The organism is Amycolatopsis sp. lyj-112 (genome assembly GCF_046549055.1).
Classification (GTDB): Bacteria; Actinomycetota; Actinomycetes; order Mycobacteriales; family Pseudonocardiaceae; genus Amycolatopsis.
Window position 1 is genome coordinate 137,138 of record NZ_JAJPWS010000018.1, and the last position, 20,353, is coordinate 157,490.

At 69.2% G+C, this 20,353-nt stretch carries 21 protein-coding genes; 5 read left to right on the plus strand and 16 right to left on the minus strand.

Annotated elements, in window-relative coordinates:
- Positions 1-41: 41 nt before the first annotated feature.
- The 4 genes from der to ACLJRL_RS37080 form a co-directional block, all read right to left on the minus strand.
- Positions 42-1,508 (minus strand): ribosome biogenesis GTPase Der, encoded by a 1,467-nt coding sequence (gene der / locus ACLJRL_RS37065; protein ID WP_410661055.1) that lies wholly within the window; start codon positions 1,506-1,508, stop codon positions 42-44.
- Between the two features lie 4 nt (positions 1,509-1,512).
- The gene (locus ACLJRL_RS37070) at positions 1,513-2,187 is read right to left on the minus strand and encodes a lysophospholipid acyltransferase family protein (RefSeq protein WP_410661056.1); all 675 of its coding nucleotides are present in this window, start codon (positions 2,185-2,187) and stop codon (positions 1,513-1,515) included.
- Positions 2,184-2,888 (minus strand): (d)CMP kinase, encoded by a 705-nt coding sequence (gene cmk / locus ACLJRL_RS37075; protein ID WP_410661083.1) that lies wholly within the window; start codon positions 2,886-2,888, stop codon positions 2,184-2,186. Before cmk ends, ACLJRL_RS37070 begins: the two co-directional genes overlap by 4 nt.
- A 92-nt stretch (positions 2,889-2,980) precedes the next feature.
- Positions 2,981-3,559 carry a TetR/AcrR family transcriptional regulator gene (locus ACLJRL_RS37080; protein ID WP_410661057.1) on the minus strand — a complete coding sequence of 193 codons (579 nt, stop codon included), beginning with the start codon at positions 3,557-3,559 and terminating at the stop codon, positions 2,981-2,983.
- A 92-nt stretch (positions 3,560-3,651) separates the two neighbouring features.
- On the opposite strand from ACLJRL_RS37080, the gene ACLJRL_RS37085 reads away from it, so the two are divergent.
- Genes ACLJRL_RS37085 through ACLJRL_RS37095 form a run of 3 tightly spaced genes read left to right on the plus strand, consistent with a single transcriptional unit; the run spans position 3,652 to position 5,745 of the window.
- Positions 3,652-4,044, plus strand: coding sequence for a DUF4267 domain-containing protein (locus ACLJRL_RS37085; RefSeq protein ID WP_410661058.1), 393 nt, complete (start codon positions 3,652-3,654; stop codon positions 4,042-4,044).
- Positions 4,045-4,059: 15 nt separating this feature from the next.
- Entirely contained in the window at positions 4,060-4,542 is a 483-nt protein-coding gene (locus ACLJRL_RS37090) for a cation:proton antiporter regulatory subunit (protein ID WP_410661059.1), read from the plus strand.
- 6 nt (positions 4,543-4,548) lie between these two features.
- Positions 4,549-5,745, plus strand: a complete 1,197-nt coding sequence (locus ACLJRL_RS37095; protein WP_410661060.1) for a cation:proton antiporter — start codon at positions 4,549-4,551, stop codon at positions 5,743-5,745.
- A gap of 75 nt (positions 5,746-5,820) precedes the next feature.
- On the opposite strand, the gene ACLJRL_RS37100 is transcribed toward ACLJRL_RS37095, so the two are convergent.
- From ACLJRL_RS37100 to xerD, 7 genes are all read right to left on the minus strand, one after another.
- Positions 5,821-7,689 carry a Xaa-Pro dipeptidyl-peptidase gene (locus tag ACLJRL_RS37100; RefSeq protein ID WP_410661084.1) on the minus strand — a complete coding sequence of 623 codons (1,869 nt, stop codon included), beginning with the start codon at positions 7,687-7,689 and terminating at the stop codon, positions 5,821-5,823.
- A 148-nt stretch (positions 7,690-7,837) separates the two neighbouring features.
- Positions 7,838-8,590, minus strand: a complete 753-nt coding sequence (locus ACLJRL_RS37105) for a pseudouridine synthase (RefSeq protein WP_410661061.1) — start codon at positions 8,588-8,590, stop codon at positions 7,838-7,840.
- Positions 8,580-9,269 (minus strand): SMC-Scp complex subunit ScpB, encoded by a 690-nt coding sequence (scpB, locus tag ACLJRL_RS37110; RefSeq protein WP_410661062.1) that lies wholly within the window; start codon positions 9,267-9,269, stop codon positions 8,580-8,582. The genes ACLJRL_RS37105 and scpB overlap by 11 nt, the downstream gene beginning before the upstream one ends.
- A complete protein-coding gene (locus ACLJRL_RS37115; protein ID WP_410661063.1) occupies positions 9,266-10,201 on the minus strand; it encodes a segregation and condensation protein A in 936 nt (311 codons plus the stop codon). The genes scpB and ACLJRL_RS37115 overlap by 4 nt, the downstream gene beginning before the upstream one ends.
- Complete coding sequence (locus tag ACLJRL_RS37120; RefSeq protein WP_410661064.1) at positions 10,201-10,638, minus strand: cobyrinic acid a,c-diamide synthase; 438 nt, start codon at positions 10,636-10,638, stop codon at positions 10,201-10,203. Before ACLJRL_RS37120 ends, ACLJRL_RS37115 begins: the two co-directional genes overlap by 1 nt.
- Positions 10,635-11,648, minus strand: a complete 1,014-nt coding sequence (locus tag ACLJRL_RS37125) for a ParA family protein (protein WP_410661065.1) — start codon at positions 11,646-11,648, stop codon at positions 10,635-10,637. The genes ACLJRL_RS37120 and ACLJRL_RS37125 overlap by 4 nt, the downstream gene beginning before the upstream one ends.
- Positions 11,649-11,740: 92 nt before the next feature.
- Positions 11,741-12,643: a site-specific tyrosine recombinase XerD gene (xerD, locus tag ACLJRL_RS37130; protein ID WP_410661085.1), complete on the minus strand. Its 903-nt coding sequence runs from the start codon at positions 12,641-12,643 to the stop codon at positions 11,741-11,743.
- A gap of 117 nt (positions 12,644-12,760) precedes the next feature.
- On the opposite strand from xerD, the gene ACLJRL_RS37135 reads away from it, so the two are divergent.
- Positions 12,761-13,276 carry a DUF1707 domain-containing protein gene (locus ACLJRL_RS37135; protein WP_410661066.1) on the plus strand — a complete coding sequence of 172 codons (516 nt, stop codon included), beginning with the start codon at positions 12,761-12,763 and terminating at the stop codon, positions 13,274-13,276.
- A gap of 84 nt (positions 13,277-13,360) precedes the next feature.
- Here the strand turns inward: ACLJRL_RS37135 and ACLJRL_RS37140 are convergent, their stop codons facing one another.
- Positions 13,361-13,987, minus strand: a complete 627-nt coding sequence (locus tag ACLJRL_RS37140; protein ID WP_410661067.1) for an NUDIX domain-containing protein — start codon at positions 13,985-13,987, stop codon at positions 13,361-13,363.
- The gene (locus ACLJRL_RS37145) at positions 13,984-15,684 is read right to left on the minus strand and encodes a CTP synthase (RefSeq protein WP_410661068.1); all 1,701 of its coding nucleotides are present in this window, start codon (positions 15,682-15,684) and stop codon (positions 13,984-13,986) included. The genes ACLJRL_RS37140 and ACLJRL_RS37145 overlap by 4 nt, the downstream gene beginning before the upstream one ends.
- An 88-nt stretch (positions 15,685-15,772) precedes the next feature.
- Here ACLJRL_RS37145 and aroA point away from each other — a divergent pair, with 88 nt between their 5' ends.
- A complete protein-coding gene (gene aroA / locus ACLJRL_RS37150; RefSeq protein WP_410661069.1) occupies positions 15,773-17,059 on the plus strand; it encodes a 3-phosphoshikimate 1-carboxyvinyltransferase in 1,287 nt (428 codons plus the stop codon).
- Positions 17,060-17,066: 7 nt separating this feature from the next.
- Here the strand turns inward: aroA and ACLJRL_RS37155 are convergent, their stop codons facing one another.
- The 3 genes from ACLJRL_RS37155 to steA form a co-directional block, all read right to left on the minus strand.
- A complete protein-coding gene (locus ACLJRL_RS37155; RefSeq protein ID WP_410661070.1) occupies positions 17,067-18,002 on the minus strand; it encodes an aminoglycoside phosphotransferase family protein in 936 nt (311 codons plus the stop codon).
- Between the two features lie 93 nt (positions 18,003-18,095).
- Positions 18,096-19,043, minus strand: coding sequence for a copper transporter (locus tag ACLJRL_RS37160; protein ID WP_410661071.1), 948 nt, complete (start codon positions 19,041-19,043; stop codon positions 18,096-18,098).
- Positions 19,040-20,224 (minus strand): putative cytokinetic ring protein SteA, encoded by a 1,185-nt coding sequence (steA, locus tag ACLJRL_RS37165; protein ID WP_410661072.1) that lies wholly within the window; start codon positions 20,222-20,224, stop codon positions 19,040-19,042. Before steA ends, ACLJRL_RS37160 begins: the two co-directional genes overlap by 4 nt.
- Positions 20,225-20,353 lie beyond the last annotated feature (129 nt).

Genomic DNA, 20,353 nt, shown 5'->3' on the forward strand with positions numbered 1-20,353 from the left:
ACGTGCCCGCCCGGTGAAATATTCACCTACATTGTGGGAAATCAGCGAGTCTTGGGTTTCGTCGCTTTACCGCCGACCTTGGGCCTCTGCTTCTTTTCCCGGACCCGGATATTCACCCGGACGGGGCTGCCTTCGAAGCCGAAACGCTCACGGAACTTGCGTTCGATGAACCGGCGGTAGCCCGCCTCGAGGAATCCGGTGGTGAACAGGACCAGCGTCGGCGGCCGAATGCCCGCCTGGGTCGCGAACAGCACCTTCGGCTGCTTACCGCCACGCACCGGCGGCGGGGTCGCCGCGACGAGGTCGGCGAGCCAGCCGTTCAGCTGGCCGGTGGGAACCCGCTGGTCCCAGGACTTCAACGCGGTCCGCAGCGCCGGCGCGATCTTGCGCACGGAACGCCCGGTGAGCGCGGAGATGTTGACCTTCTCCGCCCACGGCACCCGCACCAGACCGCGCTCGAGTTCACGCACCATGGCGTGGCGGCGGTCCTCGTCGACCAGGTCCCACTTGTTGAACGCGAGCACGCACGCGCGGCCCGCCTCGACGACCATGGTCAGCACCCGCAGGTCCTGCTCGGAAAGCGGCTCGGCGGCGTCCAGCAGCACGACCGCGACCTCGGCCGCGTCGATGGCGGTCTTGGTCCGCAGCGACGCGTAGTACTCCGCGCCATTGGCCGAGTTGACGCGCTTGCGCAGACCCGCCGTGTCGACGAACCGCCAGGTGTCGCCGTCCAGTTCGACCAGCGAGTCGACCGGGTCGACGGTGGTACCGGCGACCGAGTCCACCACGGACCGCTCTTCGCCGGAGATCTTGTTCAGCAGGCTGGACTTGCCGACGTTCGGCTTGCCGACCAGCGCGACCCGGCGCGGGCCGGCGGTGGCGCGGTCACCGTCGCGCGGCATCGACGGCAGGGCCTTCACGATGGCGTCGAGCAGGTCACCCGAGCTGCGGCCGTGCAGCGCGCTGACCGGGTACGGCTCGCCGAGGCCGAGCGACCACAGCGACGCGGTGTCGGCGAGCAGGCGGTCGTCGTCGACCTTGTTGGCGGCGAGCAGCACCGGCTTCTTCGAGCGGCGCAGCACCTTCGAGACGGCCTCGTCGGTCGCGGTCGCGCCGACACTGGCGTCGATGACCAGCAGTACCGCGTCGGCGGTGGCCATCGCGATCTCGGCCTGCGCGGCCACGGAGGCCTGCAGCCCGGTGGCACCCGGTTCCCAGCCGCCCGTGTCGACCAGGGTGAACCGGCGGCCCGCCCAGAAGGCGTCGTAGGCGACGCGGTCCCTGGTCACGCCGGGAACGTCCTGCACGACCGCCTCGCGGCGGCCGAGGATGCGGTTGACCAGCGTGGACTTGCCCACGTTCGGCCTGCCGACGACGGCGAGGACCGGCTGCGCGAGCTGCGCCTCCTCCTCGGCCTCGCCTGCGGCGATCTGGGCGTCCAACGCGGTGAATTCGGACTCTTCGGACCAGGAGCCGTCGATCTCGCCGACTCCGTCAAGCTCAGTCATTCTTTTACTTCACATTCTGTCGCGTGTCTTGGAGCCCGTGCTCCAAGCGCCATTCGTCCAGTGCCTTCACGAGGTCCGCGAGCGCGCTGCGAAGCTGCTCGGTTCCCTCCTCCAGCCCTGTCTTTCCCTTCCCGATCACGGGAGTGAAAGGTTCGCCGACCATGATGTCGACGTGGGGCCGCCAACGCCTCTTGGCGCCGGCGGGTTTGTACGTCCCTCGAGTGGCGATCGGTACGACCGTCGCCTTCCCGGCGCGGACCAGGAAGGCCGCGCCGCGCTCGAAGCTTTCAGCGTCCCCGAGGCCGCGGGTGCCTTCGGGGAAGATCCCGACCGCACCGCCGTCCTCGAGCACCTTGACCGCCATCATCAGCGGCTTGCGGTCCACCGCGCCCCGTTTCACCGGGATCTGGCCCAGTTTCGGGAAGAACCATCCGACGAACCCCCGGAAGAGTTCCTCCTTGACCATGAACGCCGTGCGCCGCGACCACATTCCGAACAGCAGCGCCGGTTCCGCCATCGAGCTGTGGTTGGCGATGAACACCACCGGCCCGGACGGCGGCACCCGGTCGGCGCCGTGGACCCGGACCCGGAACGCGGGCCGGACGAGGAACTTCGAGATCCCCCGGCCGAAGGTGTGGAACGGGTCGGTCGCGCCCTCGGGCAGGCCTTTCGCGGTCACCGCGCCGCCTCGGCGGGGCAGCCTTCGAGAAGACCGCGGTGCAGCGCCAGTTCCGCCAGCGCGACGATGACCTGGTCGATGTTCAGCTGGGAGGTGTCCACCTCGACGGCGTCTTCGGCCGCGCGCAGCGGTGACGCCGCGCGGGTGGAGTCCAGGCGGTCACGCCGTTCGACCGACTCGCGGGCGCCGTCCACAGTGGACTCTCGACCGGCGGCGGAGTCCTGCGCGCTGCGGCGCGCGGCGCGGACCTCGGCCGAAGCGGTGAGGAAGACCTTGAGCGGGGCGCCCGGGGAGACGACGGTGCCGATGTCGCGGCCTTCGACGACGATGCCGCCGACCCGGCCGAGTACCTCGTCGATGATCTCCCGCTGCCGTGCGACCAGCAGTTCACGGACCGCGGGAACGGCCGAGACCGGGGAAACGGCGGTGGTGACGGCGCCGCCGCGAATCTCCGCGCCGACGTCTTCGCCGTCCAGCGTCACCGTCGCCTCGTCGGGCCTGGTCCCGATACCGAGAGCGGCCTTCTCGACGACGTCGAGCACGGCGGGCGCGTCGGCCGGGTCGACCCCGGCGCGCAGCACGGCGAGGGTGACCACGCGGTACATCGCGCCCGTGTCGAGATAGCCGGCGCCGAGCTTGGTCGCGAGCTTGCGCGAAACCGTGGATTTCCCGGTTCCGGACGGGCCGTCCATCGCGACCACACCACGTAGGGCTCCCGCCACCGAAACTCTCCCTCGCCTCTTCATCGCTCACCTGATCGAGGACCATTCTGCCTGGTGACGAACGGCGCGCCTCAGCCGCCCACGGCGAACCGGTCGACGAGCATCCCGATCCGTTCCGCGCGCGCACGCGACGGCAGCCGCTCGCTCCGTTCGAGGGCGACCAGGCCGTGCAGGGCGGCCCAGAAGGTTTCGGTGTAGAGGCCGGGATCGTGCTCACCCGCCGCCGGACCCGCGGCTTCGAGCAGGGCGCCGAACGCGTCCCGCAGCGCGGGAGGGCTGTCCGGACTGGCGAAGGTCAGCTCGGTGGCGAGGATGAATATCGCGTCGTAGAGCGCGGGTTTGCGGTCGGCGAAGTCGAAGTAGTTCTCGGCCAGCCGCCGCAGGGCGCTCCGCGAGTCCTCCGCCGTCCCGACTCCCTTCCGCAGGTCCACGGCCATTTCGGCGCATCCCTCGAGCGCGGCGGCCGCCATGATCGCGCCCTTGCCGGAAAAGTGGCTGTAGAGCACCGGCTGGCTGTACTCGATCTTCGCCGCCAGACGGCGGGTGGTGACCGCGTCCCAGCCCTCCTCTTCGGCGATCTCGCGGGCGGTCGTGACGATCAGCTGTTCGCGTTGCGAGCGGTCCCGCTCGCGCCGGGGGTTGGTGACCATGCCCACAGCTTAGCATCGCTAGACAAACTAGCGCCGCTAGCGCTAGTGTTCACCTCGTTCCTAGCACTGCTAGCTTTCTGGAGAAGAAGACCATGACCAGGATCAAGATCGCTTACACCCTGTCCGCCGCTCTCGTGCTCTTCGTCCTCTACTTCGGCACCGGTTACGTGTTCTTCCCGGAGACCCAGACGGGCGGCTTCGGGCTGCCCGTGATGCCTTCGGCAGGCGACCCGATCCTCGCGGTCAAGGGCGTCCGCGATATCGGCACGGGGCTCACGCTGCTCGCTCTGCTGCTGTTCCGGAACGTCCGCGCGGCGGGCTGGGCGCTCCTCGCGATGGCGTTCATCCCGGTCGGCGACATGCTGATCGTGCTGACCCACAACGGATCCACCGGCGCCGCGCTCGGGATCCACGGCGCGACGGCCGCCTTGATGGTGCTGATCTCGGCATTGTTCCTGATCCGCCCGGCGCAAAACGGACAGTGAGTTACTGTTGACATCGTGAACGTCGAAGTGACCCCGCTCCCCGGAATAGGCGTCCGCAAGGACTTCGCCACTCGCTACGGACGTCGTGTCGGCGTGGTAACCCATCGCGATGGGCACGTGGAACTGATCGTGTCCAAAACGGATGATCCGGACGCCTGCCTGGCTTCACTTCCGCTCACCACCGACGAGGCGGGCGCGCTGGCGAACCTGCTCGGCGCGCCCCAGCTGGTCGCCCAGCTCACCGAGGAGCACCGGGATCTGCCGGGCATCGTCACCAAGCAGCTGCCGATCAAGGCGTCGTCCCCGTTCGACGGACGCACACTCGGCGACACCGCGATGCGGACGAGGACCGGCGTCTCGCTCGTCGCGGTGATGCGGGCCGGGCAGGTCCACCCCTCCCCCACCCCGGACTTCAACCTGACCGCGGGCGACGTGCTCGTCGCGGTCGGCACGTCCGAAGGGCTCGAGTCGGCCCTCAAGATCCTGAAGTACGGCTGATCGCGGATGGATCACACCGCACTGTCCTTGATCGAACTGGGGGCGGTCTTCTTCGGCCTGGGCGTGTTGGGACGCCTGGCCGGGAAGATCGGGTTGTCCCCGATCCCGCTGTACCTGATCGGTGGCCTGTGTTTCGGGCAGGGTGGCCTGATCCCGCTCGGCGACATCGTCGATTTCACGCACCTCGCCAGCGAGATCGGCGTCGTCCTCCTGCTCCTGCTGCTGGGACTGGAGTACTCGGCGGCGGAACTGTTCACCGGGCTGAAACGCTCGTGGATGGCGGGACTGCTCGACATCGTGCTCAACGCGGCGCCGGGCGCGATCGTCGCGCTGATCCTCGGCTGGGGGCCGATCGGCGCGATCGTGATGGCGGGTGTCACCTACATCTCGTCGTCCGGGATCATCGCGAAGGTGCTCGGGGATCTCGGGCGGCTCGGTAACCGGGAAACCCCGGTGGTGCTGTCGATCCTGGTGTTCGAAGACCTGGTGATGGCGCTGTACCTGCCGATCCTGACCGCGGTGCTCGGCGGCGTCAGCTTCCTCGGCGGGATGAAGGCCGTCGGGATCTCGCTCATGGTGATCACCGTCGTGCTGGTGATCGCGCTGAAGTTCGGCCGGTACGTCTCCGCGGCGGTGGACAGCCCGGACCGCGAGGTCTTCCTGCTGAAGGTCCTCGGTGCGGCGCTGCTGGTCGCCGGGATCGCGTCCGCGATGCAGGTGTCGGCCGCGGTCGGCGCGTTCCTGCTCGGTATCGCGATCTCCGGTTCCACCGCGGAGAACGCGACACACATGCTGGAGCCGCTGCGGGATCTGTTCGCCGCGGTGTTCTTCGTGGTGTTCGGGCTCAACACGAACCCCGCGTCCATCCCGCCGGTGCTCGGCTGGGCCGTCGTCCTGGCCGTCGCCACGACGCTGACGAAGGTCGCCACGGGCTGGTGGGCCGCGCGAAAACAGGGCGTCGGGAAAATGGGCCGTGCGAGAGCCGGCGCGGCGCTGGTGGCCAGAGGCGAGTTCTCGATCGTCATCGCCGGCCTCGCCGTGGCGGGCGGTGCGGTGACCGGAGAACTGGCGGCGCTCGCGACCGCCTACGTGCTCCTGATGGCGATCCTCGGCCCGACGGCCGCCCGGGTGGTCGAGCCGGTGGCCCGCGCTCTGCAGCGCAAACCGACCGGCACGAAGAGCCCCGCCTCACAGACGAGCTGACCCACCCCCTCCGCGTGCTATGAACGGGCCTTTCCTTGCAAATTTTGCAAGGAAAGGCCCGTTCATAGCATTCGCCTAGCCGCGTTCGAGACCCGAAGTGGTGACCGGTGCGAGCTGCACCGGGGCCGACGGCAGCGCGGCCGGAGTGCTCACCGGGCCACCGCCCGCGACGGGCAGCGCCAGCGACGTCTTCGCCAGGTCCACCGTGATCTTCGGGTACTGCGCCGGGCCCGAGATGAACGACGCGTCCGTCCCGCCGATGATCAGCGCGAGCTGATGTCCTTGCGGGACCACGTGATCGGTGCTCGCCAGCCGGAACGTCATCGTGTACGGCTGCCCCGGCGTGAGCGGGGTCTCCTGGCTCAGCGACCGGTGGTTGGCCAGATCGGCCCAGCCCCGGCTGATCACGTTCAGCCCGACGGACACCGCGTCGACGCTCGTGTTCAGGTAGCAGGCGTCGTTACCGGACGAACTGGATCCCCAGCACGACTGCGTCGTCTCGTTCTTGATGCCTTCCTTGGACCCGGTGTAGTTCCGGATCGTCGCCGGGCCGTAGTCCACGAGGATCGCCGAGAGCCGCGCGGACGCCGTCGAAGGTGTCGCGGTGACGGTCACGTTCGCCGTCCCGGACACGTGCAGATCCTTCGCGAGCGCGCCGGTGCTGAACAGCACGCGTCCGTTCGCGGTCTCGGTCGGCCTCGCCGCCCAGCCTGTCGACGTCTGTCCCGAGGAGTCGGTGAACGACGCCGTGCCGGTCCCCGCGGCCGTGCCCAGCGTGCCGACGCCCGGGGTGGTCCCGGACGCGGGGCGCAGGGTGACGGCACTTCCCGCCGGCCACGCCGCCTGGTCCGCCCAGACGTCCGGGGCGCGTTCCACGCTCGCCGAGGGGGTCTTCTCGATCCCGTTGTCGATGCCGAGCAGGTAGTGGTCGAACCACTTGTGCAGGGTGTCGACCCACGCCGAGCGGCGGTAGTCGAACGGATCGACGTGCCCCGCCTGCGTCAGCCACAGCTTGCGCTCGACCTTCAGCGCGTCCCACCACTGCCCGAAGTTGATCGTCTTGACGTTGAGGTCGCCGAGGCCGTGCGAAGCGAGCACGCTGGCCTTCACCTTCGACGCGCTCTGCACGTGGTCCCGATCGAGCCAGAACGAGTTGTAGTCGCCGTTCGAGGTCGCGCCCTCGGTGAGCTTCCGGTTCGCCGCACCGCAGTTCTGGCCGCCGTTGCGCTGGGAAACCGTCTGCGCCAGCCCGGCCGGGCTGCCCTGGCGCAGGCTCGCGCCGTCGGAGCGGTAGTAGTCGTACCAGGAACTGATCGCGCCGATCGGCACGATGGTCTTGAGCCCGTCGACACCGGTCGCGGCGACGCCGTTGGCGATCGTGCCGTCGTAGGACTTCCCGATCATGCCGACCGCGCCGGTCGACCACGACGGGTTCTTCTTGGCGGATCCGGTCGCCGTGGTGTACCCGTTGGCGCGGCCGTTCAGCCAGTCGACGACCTTGCGTGCCGACCCGATGTCCGACGCCCCGCCGATGTCGGTGCAGCCGCGGGACTTGTTGGTACCGGCCAGGTCCACCAGGACCACGGCGTACCCGCGGGGCACGAAGAAGTTGTCGTAGTAGAGCGGGAACCCGACCGGCCTGCCCGCCGGGTCGTAGGTCTTGAGTTCGCTCTCGTTGCCCCGGCCGCAGCACGAGTAGTACGGGCTCGCGTCCATGATGACCGGGACCTTCTTGCCCTGCGCCGCCGGTTCCTTCGGCCGGATGATGTCGGCGGCGACCCGGTCGGACCGGCCGTCACCGTCGCCGTCGAGGCCGATGTCCACCCAAGCCGTCTCGCGGACGGCCTGGGCGAAGTCGTACACCGGTTCGCTGCCTCGCGGTTTCGCCACCGCCGTCGGCGCCACGACCACGGCCGCGGCGACCGCCAGAATCCCTGCCAGCACAACAGTTTTCACGGTTGAGCCCTTCCCCGTCGGCTGAAAGCCCGTCAGAGAGAGCTAAACGCGATGATCACTCGCGCAGTAGAGCGGAAAGTCTTGACAGTCAGGCGCAGCCTGTCCGTTGAGGGTGGTGGCGGGGCGGGGTCCGGGCTTACAGATCGACGGCGCGGTAGAGCGAGCCGACCTCACCGCGGTTGAGCCGCCGGACGGAACCCGACCGCTGGCTGCCGAGCTGGACGTCGCCGAGCGCGGTCCGGACCAGCTTGCGCACCGGGTGCCCGGTGGCCGCCATCAGCCGCCGGACGATGTGCTTGCGGCCTTCGTGGATGACCAGTTCGATCTGCGTCCGGCCGGCCAGCATGTCCTTGACCCGGAACTGGTCGACCTTGACGATGCCGTCCGGCAGTTCGAACCCGGCGCGCAGTTCCTTGCCCAGCCCGCGCGGCACGATGCCCTCGACCTCGGCGAAGTAGGTCTTCAGCACCTGGAACGACGGGTGCATCAGCCGGTGGCCGAGGTCGCCGTCGTTGGTCATCAGCAGGAGGCCTTCGGTGTTCTCGTCGAGCCTGCCGACGTGCACGATGCCGGGAGTCTCCTCGAACCGGCCGCGCAGGTAGTCGCCGACGCACGGGCGGCCGCGGTCGTCGCTCATCGTGCTGTGCACGCCCTTGGGCTTGTTCAGCACGAGGTAGACGAGGTCGTCGCGGACCTGGACGCGGGTGCCGTCCACGTGGATCACGGAGTTGTCCGGATCGACCCGGCGGCCGAGTTCGGTGACCACCTTGCCGTCCACGCTCACGCGGCCGCGCACGATCAGGTCCTCGGCCGCGCGCCGCGAGGCGACCCCGGCCTGGGAGAGGACCTTTTGCAGCCGAATGCCGTCGGGATGCGGGTCAGATGTCATCGATGGTGTCCACTTCGGGTAGCAACGGAGCGATGGGCGGTAGGTCGGTCAAGGACGAGAGGCCCAGTCGCTCCAGGAACAGCTCGGTCGTCACGTACAGCGTGCCAGTGGTTTCGGGGTCGGACCCCATCTCTTCGATCAGGCCGCGTGCCAGCAGCGTCCTGATCACCCCGTCCACGTTCACGCCTCGGACGGCGGCGACCCTGGCCCTGGTCACCGGCTGCCGGTAGGCGATCACGGCGAGGCTCTCCAGAGCGGCTCGCGTCAGCTTGGAACGCTGGCCGTCGAGCAGAAGCTTCTCCACGAACGGGGCATAGACGTCCCTAGTGTAGAACCGCCACCCTTCGCCCACTCGGCGCAGGTCGATTCCGCTGACCCGGTCGGTGAACTTCTGCGCCATCGTGCGCAGCGCCACGGTCACCCGGGGCACCGGCTGGCCGACCGTGTCGGCCAGCGATTCCTCGTTGATCGGCGAGTCCACGACCAGCAGCAGCGCCTCGAGGGCGGCTTCGAGTGCCTCGTCGGAGGTGACGTCCGGGAAGTCCCCGTCGCCCGCCGCGACGAGATCCGGCTCGGCCTCCGCTTCGGGCTCTGCTTCGGGTTCCGGAGCCGCCTCGGTCACTTCGGGTGCCTCGGGCGTCTCGGTCTTGTCGGGGTTCTCGGTCTCTTCGGGGCTCACCCGTACTCCTCGTCCTCGACGGCGGCGCGGTCGTGTTCCGCCTCCACCACCGCCTCCGCCACGGACCCGCCGGTCCAGCGCACATGCAGTTCGGCGAGCGCCTCCGACTGCTCGAACTGGACCGTCGCTTCGCGGTACAGCTCCAGCAGCGCGAGGAACCGCGCCACGATCTCGACGGTGTGCTCGCAGTCTTCGACGAGCTCACTGAACGTCGCCTCGCCCAGTTCCGCGAGCCGCAGCCGTAGCAGCGCGGCGTGCTCGCGCACCGAAACCCGGCCCATGTGGAGATGCGCGATCGACACCGTCGGCGGCGGTTTCGGCTTGAACACCGAGACCGCGATCTCGGCGAACTTCGCCGTGTCGACGCCGAGCATCACCTCGGGCAGCAGTCCCATGAACCGTTCTTCGAGCGCCACCGACCTCGGGTACCGCCGCAACGCGCCGGCCTCGAGCTCGCCGAACAGCGCCGCGACCTGTTTGTACGCGCGGTACTGCAGCACGCGCGCGAACAGCAGGTCCCGTGCCTCCAGCAGGGCGAGGTCGTCCTCGCTCTCCACTTCGGCGGCGGGCAGCAGCCGCGCCGCCTTGAGGTCGAGCAGGGTGGCCGCGATGACCAGGAACTCGGTCGTCTCGTCGAGATTCCAGTCCGAGCCGAGCGCACGGGTGTAGGCGATGAAATCGTCGGTGACCCGGTGCAACGCGACTTCGGTGACGTCGAGCTGGTGCTGGGAGATCAGCTGGAGCAACAGATCGAAGGGGCCCTGGAAGTTCTCCAGGTTCACCTTGAACCTGGACGTGCTCAGCTCTTCACTGGCCAGTCCTTCCGGGACCATCCCGCCGTGCACGGTCTCGTGCGCGGCGGGGGTCTCGTCTGTCGCGTTCTGCTCGACCGGCTCTGGGCCACGCTCAGCAGCCACGGCCGGGTCGTCCATCAGTTCTCGGTCTCTTTCCCGTCCTCGGTGCCCGCCCGCAAGCGCTGGACGAGTACCGACTCCTCACCGTTGGTGTCGAAATCGGCCAGGAGAACGGCCACCGCCTCGCGGACCAGCCTGCCGCGGTCGAGCACGAGGCCGTGCTTCGCGCGGAGGTTCAGCCTGGCCTGCTCCATCGCCAGCAGTTCGTCGCCGGAGACGTAGACGGTGATCTTCGCGTCGTGCTTGGTACGCCCTGAGCCGCTGCGCGACGCGCGGTTCAGCTGTTCCTTGTGTTCATGCCCGGCCCGGTCCGCGGAGCCGTTCCCGCTGCCATTCCCGTTGTCGTGGCCCGATTCGGGCACGACGGGTACGGGTTTGGGCGGGAGATCGAGGGCCGGGCTGGAGGTGATCCTGAACAGTTCGGACGCTCCGGGCAGGGAAGCTCGCCTGCTCACCGAGCGATCACCTCACGTGCCAGCGCGCGATAGGCTGCCGCGCCGGCGGATTTGGGGGCCCAGGTCGTGATCGGTTCGCCCGCGACGGTCGTCTCGGGGAACCGCACCGTGCGGTTGATCACCGTGTCGAACACGATGTCGCCGAATGCCTCCACCACTCTCGCCATGACCTCCTTCGAGTGCAGGGTTCTCGGGTCGTACATGGTGGCGAGAATCCCGGTGATGTCCAGTTTGGGGTTGAGGCGTTCCTGCACCTTCTCGATGGTGTCGATCAGGAGCGCTACGCCTCGCAGACTGAAGAACTCGCACTCCAGAGGGATGATCACACCGTCCGCGGCGGTCAGTGCGTTCACCGTCAGCAGGCCTAGCGAGGGCTGGCAGTCGACAAGAACATAGTCGTAGTCGTTCATCACCGGACGAAGGACCCGTAACAACGTGTGTTCGCGCCCTACCTCTGCGACCAACTGGACCTCGGCGGCGGACAGGTCGATGTTGCTCGGCAGCAGGTCGACGCCGTCCACCCGGGTCTTGCGGACGACGTCGGTGATGCTGACCGAGCGCTCCATGATGACGTTGTAGACCGTCTGGTCCAGTTCGTGCGGCTGGATGCCGAGACCGACCGAAAGCGCGCCCTGGGGATCGAAGTCGACCAGCAGCACCCGGCGGCCGCATTCGGCGAGCGCCGCGCCCAGGTTGATGGTCGAGGTGGTCTTGCCGACGCCACCCTTCTGGTTGCACATGGCCATTACCAGTGCGGGGCCGTGCTTCTCCAGAGGCGGCGGTTCGGGGATCTCGCGGTACGGACGGCCGGTCGGGCCGATGCCGTCGTCTTCGCGTTCCTGCTTGGCGGTTTTAGCGCGCTTGGCCTTGCGGCCGCGTGAAGAGATCGTGTCCTCCGACGGTTCGTCGCCGTCGTGTTCGGCGGGGGTGGCGATGGTGACCTGACTGAGGCTCGCCGCGGCCGAACCGGCGGACGCGGACGGCTTCGCCGGCTCGTTCGGTGTCGACATGGCGGGAAAGCTCCTTCTCGGCAGGGTCCTCGGCAGCCTATGCGCGGATCGCGAATCGAGCCAAAGAGGCTCGCCGGGGCCGAGGGGGTCGATTAACCGAGCGCACGAGGATGTGCTGTCGCGTAGACCTCGCGGAGCGTATTGACCGTGACCAGGGTGTACACCTGCGTGGTCGTCACCGAAGCGTGGCCGAGCAGTTCCTGGACCACACGGACGTCGGCGCCGCCTTCGAGCAGATGCGTGGCGAACGAATGGCGCAAAGTGTGCGGGGAAACGCCGGCTGTGACGCCCGCGGATTCCGCCGTGTCCTTGAGAACCTGCCACGCGCTCTGCCGGGAAAGCCTGGTGCCGCGGGCGTTCAGGAACATCGCGGGTGTCCCCCGGCCGTGGGTGGCGAGGGCGGGCCGCGCCCGGACGAGGTAGGCGTGCACCGCTTCCAGCGCCGGACGCCCGATCGGGACGATGCGCTGTTTGCCGCCCTTCCCGTCGAGCAGCACGGTCCGTTCGGCGTCGTCGATGTCGTCGACGTCGAGCCCGACGGCCTCGGAGATCCGGGCGCCGGTGGAGTAGAGAAGTTCCAGCAGGGCCCGGTCCCGGAGCGGTCGCTCCCCTTCCGGCGGCGGGGTTTCCAGCAGTTTCAGCACGTCGTGCACCGGCAACGCCTTGGGCAGCCGCTTCGCCGCGGCAGGCGGGCGAACCTCCCGCGCGGGGTCGTTTTCAGTGATGCCGTCGGCATGCGCGAACTTGTGCAGCCCCCGCACCGCGACCAGCGCCCGGGCCGCCGAGGACGCGGCCAGCGGGCGGTGCTCGTCGTCGCCTTCCCGGAGTGCCGCGCCGAACGACGTGACGTGCGCCGGGGTGACGTCGGTGAAGCTGCCGACCTTGGCGTCGCCGAGATACGCGGTGTACCGGCGCAGATCGCGGGAGTAGCTGTCGAGGGTGTTGCGGGCGGTTCCGCGCTCGACCACCAGATGGTCGAGGTAAGCGGCGACCACCTGGGCGACTCCGGCACCGCCAGCCTGTGACACACGGACACTGTAGGACCACCGGGGCCGTCTCGGGAGTTCGCCGCGCGAGCGGCGTTCTCAGCGTGAAACGGGTTACCTTGGGATATGGCCCAGCAACCGGACCCGGGTGAGATGCGCATCGGCACCGCCGAGCGCGAAGAGGCGGCGCGGCTGCTCGCCGACCACTACAGCCAGGGAAGGCTCACGCCGGACGAGTACGAAGGCCGCGTGATGGCCGGATACGAGGCCGTGACCCTCGCCGAACTCCGGCCGCTGTTCCAGGACCTGCCCGCGCCGCATCCGCCGTTCCTGGCGCCGCCCGTGCACTACGAACCGCCGCCGTTCCCCCGTCCGGCCTACGGCGGGATACCCGCGACGTACCAGCAGCAGGCGTCGCTCGTGCCGTACTCGCCCAAGTCGAAGATCGTCGCCGGGGTCCTGCAGATCGTGCTGCCGTTCGGCGTCGGGCGCTTCTACACCGGGCACATCGGGCTCGCCGTCGTGCAGTTGGTGGTCGTGATGGTGACCTTCGGCGTCGGCGCGATCTGGCCGCTGATCGACGGGATCATCCTGCTGGCGAACGGCGGCACCGATCCGCAGGGACGCCGCCTGCGTGACTGAGGCCGGGTTCCGCAAAAGGCTATGAACGACTCGTTACTTGCAAATTTTGCAAGTAACGAGTCGTTCATAGCACTGCGAAGAGCGCTACAGACCGCGCGAAGCGAACTTCGTCGGACGGTCCTCCCAAGGCGCGTCCGCCGGCCGTGACGACGCGGCGCCCGAAAGCACCGCGTGCGCGGCCAGCACGCCGCCGACGGTCGCCCCGTTCACCAGTTCGCCTGCCAGTGCCATCCGGACCGCCTCGGCGAGCGGGAACTTCCGCATGACGAGGTCGGCCTCCTCCTCGCCGAGGATCTCCCTGTCCACTTCGGACAGTTCGCGGGCGAGGTAGACGCGGACGACCTCGTCGGTGAACCCGGGCGACGCGGCGATGTCGACGAGGGTCTCCCAGCTTCCCGCGCTGAGCCCGACCTCCTCGACGAGTTCACGCTTCGCCGCCCCGACGGGATCTTCCCCCGCCTTGTCGATCAGGCCGGCGGGCAGCTCCCACAGCCGCCGCCCGATCGGGTGGCGGTACTGGTGGATCAGCGTGACCGCGCCGCCGGAGTCGAGCGCGACGACGGCGACCGCGCCGAGGTGCTCGACGACCTCACGGCGAGCGGTACCGCCACCGGGCATCACGACGTCGTCGACCCGCAGCCCGACAACCCGTCCGATGTGGACGTCCCTTGTGGACGCGACGGTGAAATCGTGCTTACCGGGCTCGGTCATCGAGTTCCAGTCCGAGTTGCTTCGGCCAGCTCGACCGGGAGCCGCTCGGCGACCTTGCGGTCCACGACGGCCTTCACGAACGCGCTGAACAGCGGGTGCGGCCGGGTCGGGCGGCTCTTGAGCTCGGGGTGCGCCTGGGTGCCGACGAAGAACGGGTGCTTGTCGGCGGGCAGCTCCACGAACTCGACCAGGTGATCGTCGGGCGAAGTGCCCGAGAACACCAGACCGGCCTCGGAAAGGCGCTTGCGGTAGGCGTTGTTGACCTCGTAGCGGTGACGGTGCCGCTCGGAGACCTCGGTGCTGCCGTACGCCTTCGCGACCTGCGAGCCCGGCTTGAGCTTGGCGACGTAGGCGCCGAGCCGCATCGTGCCGCCCATGTCGCGCTCCCCCGCGACGACGTCGCGCTGGTCGGCCATCGTGGAGATGACCGGGTTCGGCCCGTCTTCGAACTCGGCCGAGTTCGCGTCCTCGATACCCGCGAGGTTCCTGGCCGCGTCGATCACCATGCACTGCAGGCCGAGGCACAGGCCCAGCAGCGGGAGACCGTGGGTGCGGGCGTAGGCGATCGCGCCGACCTTGCCCTCGATCCCGCGCACGCCGAACCCGCCGGGCACCAGCACACCGTCCACATCGGACAGCGCGGCGGCGGCACCGGCCGGGGTCTCGCAGGTGTCCGAGGCGACCCACGAGATCTCGACCTTGGCGCGGTGGGCGAACCCGCCCGCGCGCAGCGCCTCGGTCACCGAAAGGTAGGCGTCCGGCAGGTCGATGTACTTGCCGACGAGCGCGACACGCACGGTCTCCGACGGGTTGTGCACACGATCGAGCAGGTCGCCCCACACCGTCCAGTCGACGTCGCGGAACGGCAGCCCGAGGCGGCGCACTACGTAGGCGTCGAGCGCCTCACGGTGCAGCACCTTCGGGATGTCGTAGATCGACGGCGCGTCGGGACAGGCGATGACGGCCTCGGTGTCGACGTCGCACATCAGGCCGATCTTGCGCTTGAGGTCCTCCGGCAGCTCGCGGTCCGCGCGACAGACCAGCGCGTCGGGCTGGATACCGATGTTGCGCAGCGCCGCGACCGAGTGCTGGGTCGGCTTGGTCTTCAGCTCGCCCGACGGGGCGAGGTAAGGAACCAGGGAGACGTGAAGGAAGAAGCACTGATCACGGCCGACGTCGTGGCGGACCTGACGGCAGGCCTCCAGGAACGGCAGCGACTCGATGTCGCCCACGGTGCCGCCGACCTCGGTGATCACGACGTCCGGGCTGTTCCCGTCCTCGTCAGCGCCGGCCGCGGCGGTGATCCTCGACTTGATCTCGTCGGTGATGTGCGGGATGACCTGCACGGTGTCACCGAGGTATTCCCCACGACGCTCCTTGGCGATGACCTCGGAGTAGACCTGGCCGGTGGTGACGTTGGCCTTGCCGTCGAGGGACCGATCGAGAAAGCGTTCGTAGTGCCCGATGTCCAGATCGGTTTCGGCGCCGTCGTCGGTGACGAACACCTCACCGTGCTGGAACGGGTTCATCGTGCCTGGATCGACGTTGAGGTACGGATCCAGCTTCTGCATCGTGACCCGGAGCCCACGTGCGGTAAGGAGCTGACCCAGGCTGGAAGCCGTGAGTCCCTTACCCAGAGAGGAGGCAACGCCTCCGGTGACAAAGACATACTTGGTAGCCCGCGACTGAAGTCCCACGGGCTTCCACCTTATCGCACGCCCGCAGAAGCGCTCACCGGCCACGCCGCAAGCGTCCGATGGAGTGGAAAACCGCTAGTCTCGCGGCGTGACAGACGCGCACGACACCTGGACGGCACCGGTCGCGGAAGGCCCGCTCGACGCGGACATCCGCGTCCCCGGCTCGAAGTCGATCACCAACCGGGCCTACGTGCTCGCGGCGCTCGCCAGCGCGCCGACCCGGGTGCGGACCCCGCTGGACTCCCGGGACGCGCGGCTGATGCTCGGCGCCGTCTCGGCGCTGGGCGCCCACTCGCAGGAGAGCATCGGCGGGTACCTCGTGCACCCGCTCGGCCCGGGCCGCGTGCATCCCGAAGAGACCGTGCGAGTCGAACTCGGCAACGCGGGCACCGTCGCCCGGTTCACCCCCGCCCTGGCCACCCTGGGCACCGGCCCGGCGCTGTTCGACGGCGACGAGGCGATCCGCCGCCGTCCGATCGGCCCGCTGCTGAAGGCGCTGCGTGATCTCGGCGCCCGGATCGACGACGACCGCCGTGCCGCACCACCGTTCACCGTCGAAGGCGAAGGCGGCCTGCGGGGCGGCAAGGTCGACCTGGACTCCTCGGCGTCGAGCCAGTTCCTGTCCGCGCTGCTGCTCGCGGGGCCGTCGTTCCAGCAGGGCGTGACCGTGCGCCTGGTCGGCGGCGCCCCGCCGAGCGAACCGCATATCGCGATGACGGTCGAGATGCTGCGCCGCTTCGGCGCCACTGTGGACCGTGAGGGCTCCGAATTCCACGTCGCCCCGACGCGGCTGTCCTGCCCCGAGTACATCGTCGAGCCGGACCTCTCGACGGCCGCCCCGTTCGTCGCCGCGGCCGTCGCGACCGGCGGCACCGTCCGGATCGCGGGCTGGCCGCAGCGGACGACCCAGCCCGGCGACTGGCTCCGCAGCCTGCTGCCGGTGCTCGGCGCGACCGCCGAACTCGACGCGGGGGGCCTGACGGTCACCGGCGGCGGGGCGATCCCCGGCGTCGAACTGGATCTGCACGAGGTCGGCGAGCTGACCCCGGTGATCGCGGCGCTGCTGTGCTTCGCCGAAGGCCCGTCGATCATCTCCGGGGTGGCGCATCTGCGCGGCCACGAGACCGACCGGCTGACCGCGCTGGCCACCGAACTGTCCTCGCTCGGCGCCGACGTCCGCGAGACCGAGGACGGCCTGCGGATCACGCCGGCGCCGCTGCACGGCGGGAAGTTCCGCACCTACGACGACCACCGGCTCGTGATGGCGGCCGCCGTGCTGGGCCTGCGCGTCGAAGGGATCGAGGTGGAGAACCCGGGGACGGTCGGGAAAACCTACCCCGGATTCGCCGAAGCCTGGACCTCGATGCTCGGCTAGCGCTCGATCAGGCCAGGTCGCCCGCGAACGGCGAGGCGCGCCACTGGTCGATCATCGGTTTCATGCCTTCCACCAGCATCGGCAGGTCCGGGGCCATCGAGAGGCAGGCCATCAGCTGCAGCATGGCCACGGCCTCCAGCGCCTGCCGGACCCGGTCGTCCGTCGTGCGCAGCCCGGACCGTCCGGCGGCGGCGTCGTACGCCTCGAAGCCCTCGGGACCGTTGAACGCGAGATCGCGTTCGACCGGGCCGCGGTTGACGAGTTCGAAGTCCGAACAGAGCTCACCCTCGGGGGTGGCGATCAGGTTGTAGCCCGGAGCGTCGCCGTGGATCGGCTGGACGGTGATCCCGGGGAAGGCCTCGGCGAACGCCTCTTCGGACGCGAACAGCGGCCGGAGCGCTTCCCATTCGCGGCTCGCCCGGTCCAGGTCCTCGGGGGACAGGAGATCCGGCCGGTCCTTGAGCTGCTCGAAGCCGTCGGGGATGAACGGGTCCAGCCCGCCCAGGAACGCGAGGTCGCCGTCGTATTCGCGGAGCGCGGCATGCAGCCCCGCCACGATCTCGGCCGTGCGCTCCGGGCCGATCTCGACGTCCTTGCGGTGCTCGACGAGCTGCCAGAACGTCATCGAGAACCCGTCGCGCTGCACGGGTTCGGCGGGGACGAGCGGGCTCGGCGGGACGACCGGATGCCCGCGCCGCGCGAGCCAGCCGGTGACGGCGAGTTCACGCCGCTGGTCGATCAGCTGCGTCTCGAGGGTGGTCGTCCGCGGCAGGACCGTCGGCACGCGCACGATCACCGGTGAGGGTGACAGGCGCACGATGACCGAAAAGACGTCGTACAGGACTTCGGGTTCCTCGACGGTGATGCCGAGGTCTCGACCCGCGGCGACCGCGGCGGCCACCGCCCGCGCGGTGCGGGCGGCCCGTTGTTCATCGGAGATCATCCCCCGAGTCTGGCATGGGCCCACGCAAGTAGTCCTCTAGTTGCGGTAGTTGCCTGTGCAAGTACCGCAACTAGAGGACTGAACGCGAAGGAGTCAGTTGCCGTCGGCGGCGATTCCCGGGGCCGGCGCCTGGGCGTTGCCCGCGATGCCGTAGCGCCCCGCGCCGCCTTCGAGCTGTTCCCGCAGCGCCATGATCGTGGTGACCCGGCCGGCCGAGGTCTCCGCGTTGTCCACAGTGGACAGGATCGACGTCGACGAAGTGTCGGCGCGCACGACGCCGACCGCGCCGGTGCCGTCGGCCGAACCGGTGTCGCCCGCCAGGACGGTGCCCGCGCCGGATCGGTCGAGCTGGGTGGCGAACCGCGCGATGGTGGAAGCACGGTCACCCGCGCCGTCACCGGTGTACTTGGAGCCGGTGAGCACGATCGCGAGCTGAGCGGGCTTCACGTCCTGGCCCGCCTTCAGGAAACCGCCGTCGGTGAGCCCGCCGAGCGCGGCCGCCAGCTCCACCGGAGAGGACTGCGGCTGCGCGTTGTCCTTGTTCAGCAACGCCACCGAGCCGAGCAGTGCCCCGGCGAGCGTGCCCGGGTCTCCCGCCGTCGGGAACTGCACACCGGCCGGCTGCAGGCGCGTCACGACGTCGCGCAGCTGGTCGGACCGCATCGGGTCGGAGAACGCCTCGGTCAGCTGGATCTCGCCGGTGACCGACGCGCCGGACTGGCCGATGAGCTGCTTGAGCGCGTCCCGGTCCGCGGGCTTCGCGTCGTCCGTGGTCACCAGCACCACCGAACGCTTGTCCAGCTGGGCCGCGACGACCTTCGGCCCCATCGCCCCGGCGAACGCGTCCGCGTCACCGAGCCGGGCGTTGAGGCTGTTGCGCTGTGCTTCGAGATCGGCGACCTGGGTGCCGAGGTCCTCCTTCTGCCCGGCGAGGCCGGACAGCAACGTGCCGTTGAGCGCCGTGGACCCGAGCACCACGCCGATGGCCAGCGCCAGGAAGCAGGCGGCGATGGAAACAATGTGGTACCGCAGAGAAATCACGTGAAAAGCCCCTTGCCCCAGGCGATGAACGAGTTCCAGGTGTCGCGGATCCAGTCGAGGTAGACCGAACCCACGTCGGAGACGAGCAGCGCGGCCGCGACGGCCACCACGGTCGCCAGTACGAGCAGCACGATGGCGCCGATCGACACGCGGCTGCGATGCAGGGTGGCGACGGCCTTGCCGTCGACCAGTTTCGTGCCGAGCTTGAGCCGGGTGAGGAACGTCGACGGGTTCGACCCGGACCGGCCGTGGTCGAGGAATTCCCGCAGCGTCGCCTGGAAACCGACGGTGACCACGAGGCTCGCCTCGTGCGCGTCGGCCAGCAGCAGCGCCAGGTCCTCGGCGTTGCCCGTGGCGGGGAAGGTGACCGCGCCGATCCCGAGGTCCTGGATGCGCTCGACACCCGGCGCGTGCCCGTCCGGCTGCGCCGGGACCACGACCTCGCCACCACTGCGCAGCGTCTCGGCGCCGATCCCGTGCGGGTCACCCACTATGACGTCGGGCAGATAACCCTGCGCGCGCAGCGTGTCCGCCCCGGCGTCGACGCCGATGAGCACGGGACGGTGCTCGGAAATGTACTTCTTCAGTTTCTTGAGATCTTCGGCGTGACCATTGCCACCCGCCACCACCAGGGCGTGCCGGTCCCGCAACGGAACCCGGATCTCCGGCACCCCGACGCCGTCGAGAATGAGACTGCGTTCCCGGCGGAGGAATTCGATGGTGTTGGCGGAGAACGCCTCCAGCTGGGTGGACATCCCGGCCTTGGCTTCGATCATCTGATCCGCGATGCTCTCGCGCGTCTGCTGGATCCCCGAACCGATCTGCCGCTCACCGATGTAGACGACGCCTTCGTGCAGGCGGAGTTTCGTCCCGTCCTTGACCTTGCGCAGCAATTCGCCGCCGACGGAATCGACCAGCGGGATCCCCGCCTCGAGCAGGATCTCCGGCCCGAGGTTGGGGAAGCGGCCCGAGATCGACGGTGAGGCGTTCACCACCGCCGCGACTTCGGCCTCCACCAAGGCATCGGCCGTCGACCGGTCGAGATCCAGCTGGTCGAGGACGACGATGTCCCCCGGGCTCAGCCGGCGAAGCAGCTCACGCGTACGCCTGTCGACCCTGGCGACTCCGGTGATCCCGGGGAGGACCTCTTGGTTACGGGTGAGCAAGCCGGTGAGCTTCATGCGACCGATAGTGACAAATCGGTGCGGCCTTATGCGTCCGCCACGCCGAAGGCCGAGCCGATTTAAACCCGCGCCGATTTACCCACACCGGTCGGGCCACTCCAGTCGTCCCACGAAGGGGTTCACCCG